Below are 4,752 nucleotides of genomic sequence, written 5' to 3'. Positions count from 1 at the left end.
CCCGGCTCCCGGCTCCCGGCTCCCGGCTCCCGGCTCCCGGCTCCCGGCTCCCGGCGAAGGCCAACTACCGCCGCATCGGCCGGGGTTCGCCGTAGCGCTCCTCGAACTCCTCGTCACTGAGCGCCCCGAGCTGCTCGGCGGTGACCTGCCCCGTCATCAGGTCGGCGAAGAAGGGCGGCAGAGCGGCGGTGCGCAGGGCGTCGGTCATCGGGCCGGGCACGATGTGGACCTCGGTCTCGACCCGGCCGTCGGGGTGCAGCGTGTAGGTGCGGTAGCCGGGGCCCTCGAAGGCTCGGTTGGGCGGGTCGATGCTCATGAACGTGGACGGGCAGACGTGGACCGGGCGCCCCTCGAACTCGCCTCCGAGGTCGCCGTGCAGGTGACCCGCCCCGATCGCCCGGATCTTGGGGAAGTCCCTTATCAGACGGGCGAGTTCGCCGTCGACCTGGCCGGCCGGGGCGATCTCGGGCAACGGCGGCTGGTGGAGCCAGAGGAAGACGTGATCGGCGCGGGTGGCCGTCAGGATCGCGCGGGCGCGCTCCTCCTCGACCGGGGTGAGGCCCGGGTGCGAGGCCCGGTGCACCCGGTCGTCCCGGTCGCGGTAGGTGCCGTCGGCCGAGGCCTCGCGCCCGTGGGCGTTGCTGTCGAGGAGCAGCATCAGCCAGTTCCCGATCTGGACGGCGGGCTCCAGGTGCACGTTGGGGCGGGGCAGGACGGCCTGGAGCGGCTCCTGGCTGTCGTGGTTGCCCGCGAGGCAGTAGACCGGGGTGGGCAGCGCGCCGAGCGCCTCGCCGAGCCGCTCGTACGAGGCGGGTTCGCCGAGGTCCGCCAGGTCCCCGGTGGCGACCACCACCGCGGACTCCTCGATCGCCCGCGCCGCGTGGGCGATCACCGCCGCGAGGCCGTCCTGGGGCTCGTGGGCGACGAACGACCGGGCGCCGGGGGCGTCACGGAAGTGCAGGTCGGAGATCTGGACGATGCCGATGGCGTCCGGGGCGGCGGCGTCCACCTGGTGATTCATGCGGCCCTCACGGTGCGGTTTCTGACCACGGGGGGCGTGGTCGGGTGCCGCCGACCCTAGGAAAGTGGCACAACTGCCACATGGCAGTTGTGTGAATTCCGATCGAGCACTCGCCGACGGAACCCCCCGCACACAGCAGTTCACAGCAGCTCACAGCAGCTCACAGCGACCCGTAGCGCGCGACGAGCGCGGCGCGGTCCTCCACCCCCAGCCCCACCCCGAACTCCTCCTCCAGCAGCCGGGGCAGCTCCTCCGCCGCCACCTGGCGCTTCTCCTCCGTGAAGTCCGGCAGGCACCTGCGCAGTTCCGTGTCGCGCAGGGCCAGCCGCTGATCGGCCGCCGGCTTCTGCACCAGCAGCCTGCGGTAGAACGGCGAGAGGGCGTGGGTCGAGGTGAAGTGGCTGGTCACGGTGAAGTCGATCGGGAAACGCGGCTCGACCCCGATCGCGTAGAGGTCGGACCAGCCGTCGCCGCCCAGGCGCCGCAGCACCAGCGGTCCGGCCGCACCCGGGGTCGGGCCCTCCTCCCGGACCAGCCCGTACGTCCAGCCGGACTGCCGTACGACCTCGCCCTCGCGCAGCCGCAGCGGTTCCAGGAGGCATTCGGCGCCGAAGCCGACGTCGCTGAACCACTCCTCGCCGCCGACCTCCACCCGCAGCGAGTAGTGCGTCGCCGGACGGAGCCGGTCCTCGCCCACCCGGACGCGGGACGCCGTCGCGGTGAAGGTGAAACCGATCGCGTCCAGGGCGGCCGCGTAGAGCAGGGTCTGCTCGCAGCAGGTGCCCCCGCGACGCCCCCGGACCATCTTGGCCTGCAAGGACTCCAGGTCGAGCCGCACCGGCCGGCCCAGGACGACCTCCAGGTTCTCGAAGGTGAGCGCGGTGACGTGGGCGGCGTGCAGCGCCCGCAGCACCTTCGGTGTCGGCTCCCGTTCGCCCTGGTACCCGGTTCGTGCCAGGTAGGCGTCGAGGTCCAACCGGTCCCCGCCCCACACGGAACCGACCGGTCTGTCCATGTGATCCTCCTCGGACGAACCACGCCCCAGCGGCCCCGCGCCTACCCACCCGGCGGGGCCCGACACCTCGGCGGCGGTCCGAGGAGACCTCGCGGTCCGGCTGTGCCACAGTGCTCGCAACGGTCCTCGTCTCACCGAGGGAGCAGGAACCCATGCCGGAGCTGTTCGACGCCTTGCGGCCGCTGCCCGCGACCGCCGTCCACTACCGCCAGCGGGGCTGGTGGCGCGACGGGACCTTCCTGGACGATCTGCGCGACGCCGTCGAGCAGGTGCCCGACCAGCGCGCGTTCATCAGCCACCGGGCGGACGACGACCGGACGACCGTCCTGACCTTCACCGCGTTGGCCGACCGGGTGGAACGGTTCGCCGCCGGACTGTACGGGCTGGGCGTACGGCCCGGCGAGGTGGTGGCCTTCCAGCTGCCCGACCGCTGGGAGCTGGCCGTGCTCACGCTCGCCTGCTGGCGGGTCGGCGCGGTGACCATGCCGGTCTCGCTGCGGTTCGGCCGACGCGAGGTGGGCCGGATGCTCGCCTCGACCGGAGCCGTCCTGCTGGTCACCACTGACCGCGGCCCCGGCCCGGAGCACGTCGAGGCCCTCGCCCGGCTCGCCGACGAGCTTCCCTCCGTACGCCACCACGCGGTTCTCGGCGACCCCTCCGCCACCGGCGCCCTCGACTTCGACGCCTTCCTGCGCACCATCGCCCCGACCGCGCCACAGGGCACCGCCCTCGGACCGGACGAGGCCGCGACGGTGCTGTTCACCTCCGGCACCACCGGCGGCGCCACCGCCGCCGTCCACAGCCTGAACACCCTCTACGCGGGGGTCCGCCGGCCGCTGCCGTTCCCGCCCCCGCTGCCCGGACAGCCCTTCCCGGTGCTCACCCCGCTCAGCCACGGCGTCGGCCTGCGCAACGGCATCCTGCGACCGCTCGTCCAGCGCACCGGCGCCCTGTACCGCGACGAGTGGGACGCCGGCCGCTGGCTCGACCTGATCACCGCCCACCTCGCCAGTGCCCCGTTCGCCCCGCCGGCCGTGCTGGCCTCCCTCGCCGAGGAGCAGAGCCGCCGACCACGGCCCCTGCCCGCCTGGGAGGCGGTGGCCGTGATGGCCGCGAGCCCCTCGCCCGAACTGGTCGGCCTCGTGTGCCGGACCCTGAGCGGGCACGTCGTCAACACCCTGGGCTCGACGGAGACCGCCGGAATCACCGCCACCCGCCCCACCGACCCGCCCGAACGGGCCGCCCGCAGCATCGGCGGCCCGATGCCCGGCGTCGAACTGCGGATGGAACCCCCCGCCGGACCGGACCAGGCCTCACCCCTCGAACTGCGCAGCCCCTCCACCTGCCTGGGCACCTTCGACCGTGACACCGGACGCCTCCGGTGGCGCGCCGCCGACACCGACGGCTGGTACGCCACCGGCGACCTGGTGCGCCCGGACGGCGAGGGCGGCCTGCGCTACGCGGGCCGGGCCTGCGACCGGATCTCGGGCACCACCCAGCTGATGATCCCCGTCCTGGACGTCGAGGCGGAGCTGCGCGAGCACCCGGCGATCGCCGACGCCGTCCTGGTCGGCTACCCCGCCGAGCACGGCGACCTGCCCTGCGCCGTCCTCGTCCCGGCCGGCGACCACGCCCCCGGCCTCGCCGAGCTGCGCACCTGGCTGGCCGAACGCGGCATGACCGACTGGTACTGGCCCACCCGCGTCGAGACCGTCCGCCGCCTCCCCCGCAACGAACTCGGCAAGGTCCGCAAGAACGTCCTCCGGGCCTGGCTGACCGGCGAACGGCCGCTGCCCCCCACCGACGGCTGACCGTCGCGGCGTCCCGAGTGGCGAACCGCCGCCCGCGAGGAGATGGTGACCGGCAGAGACCCCTCACCAGAAAGGGCGATCATGCCCGAAGTCACCTCCCCGTACGCGACCGGCACCCCGTGTTGGGTGGGCCTGATGGCCGGGGACCACCTGGCCGCGCTCGACTTCTACCGCGACCTGCTGGGCTGGCAGGGCCAACCCGGCCCCGCCGAGTTCGGCGGCTACGCCGTCTGCGAGCTCGACGGCAAGGCCGTGGCCGGCATCGGCCCGACCACGGACCCGGCGGAGCCGACCGTCTGGACCAACTACCTGGCCACCACCGACGCCCAGGCCACCCAGGACGCGATCGTCGGCGCCGGCGGCACCCTGATCGCGCCGGTCATGGATGTCGGCGACCTGGGCCGGATGCTGATCGCCGCCGACCCGCAGGGCGCGGTGTTCGGCGTCTGGCAGCCGGGCGGGTTCTTCGGCGCCAAGGTCGTCAACGAGCCCGGCGCGGTGATCTGGAACGAGTTGCACACCAGCGACGCCGAAGCCGCCACCGCCTTCTACGGCGAGGCGTTCGGCATCGAGTTCAGCCGGGTCGAGGGCGACGTCGAGTACTGGGAGCTGCGCGTCGGAGACCGTCCGGTGGGCGGCGCCACGCTGCTCGCCAACGACCCGCCCGGCACCCCGGCCCACTGGCTGAACTACTTCGCGGTCGACGACGTCGACTCCACCGTGGACGCCCTGATCAAGCGCAACGGCACCGTCCTCGTCCCGCCCTTCGACATGACGGAGGGCCGGATGACCGTCGTCACCGACCCGCAGGGCGCCCTGTTCGCCATGATCAAGCACGAGCCGAGGTAGCCCGGGCGCGTCACCCGGGCCGCCCGCCCGGCCCCCGCCCGGCCCCCGTCCGGGCG

Annotated in this window: 4 protein-coding genes; 2 read left to right on the top strand and 2 right to left on the bottom strand. The window is 73.9% G+C overall.

Annotated elements, in window-relative coordinates; all coding sequences use genetic code 11:
- Positions 1-64: 64 nt before the first annotated feature.
- Both ACFRMQ_RS38320 and ACFRMQ_RS38315 read right to left on the bottom strand, forming a co-directional pair.
- A complete protein-coding gene (locus tag ACFRMQ_RS38320; protein ID WP_380735504.1) occupies positions 65-1,021 on the bottom strand; it encodes a metallophosphoesterase in 957 nt (318 codons plus the stop codon).
- Positions 1,022-1,181: 160 nt separating this feature from the next.
- On the bottom strand, positions 1,182-2,036 hold the full coding sequence (locus ACFRMQ_RS38315; RefSeq protein ID WP_380735503.1) for an arylamine N-acetyltransferase: 855 nt from the start codon (positions 2,034-2,036) through the stop codon (positions 1,182-1,184).
- Positions 2,037-2,188: 152 nt separating this feature from the next.
- On the opposite strand from ACFRMQ_RS38315, the gene ACFRMQ_RS38310 reads away from it, so the two are divergent.
- Positions 2,189-3,847, top strand: a complete 1,659-nt coding sequence (locus ACFRMQ_RS38310; protein WP_380735501.1) for an AMP-binding protein — start codon at positions 2,189-2,191, stop codon at positions 3,845-3,847.
- An 81-nt stretch (positions 3,848-3,928) separates the two neighbouring features.
- Positions 3,929-4,696, top strand: a complete 768-nt coding sequence (locus ACFRMQ_RS38305; RefSeq protein ID WP_380735500.1) for a VOC family protein — start codon at positions 3,929-3,931, stop codon at positions 4,694-4,696.
- Positions 4,697-4,752 lie beyond the last annotated feature (56 nt).

It is taken from the genome of Kitasatospora sp. NPDC056783, from assembly GCF_042789895.1.
Classification (GTDB): domain Bacteria; phylum Actinomycetota; class Actinomycetes; order Streptomycetales; family Streptomycetaceae; genus Kitasatospora.
Note: the sequence above shows the minus strand (reverse complement) of the source record. Positions and strands in the feature narration are given on the sequence as shown.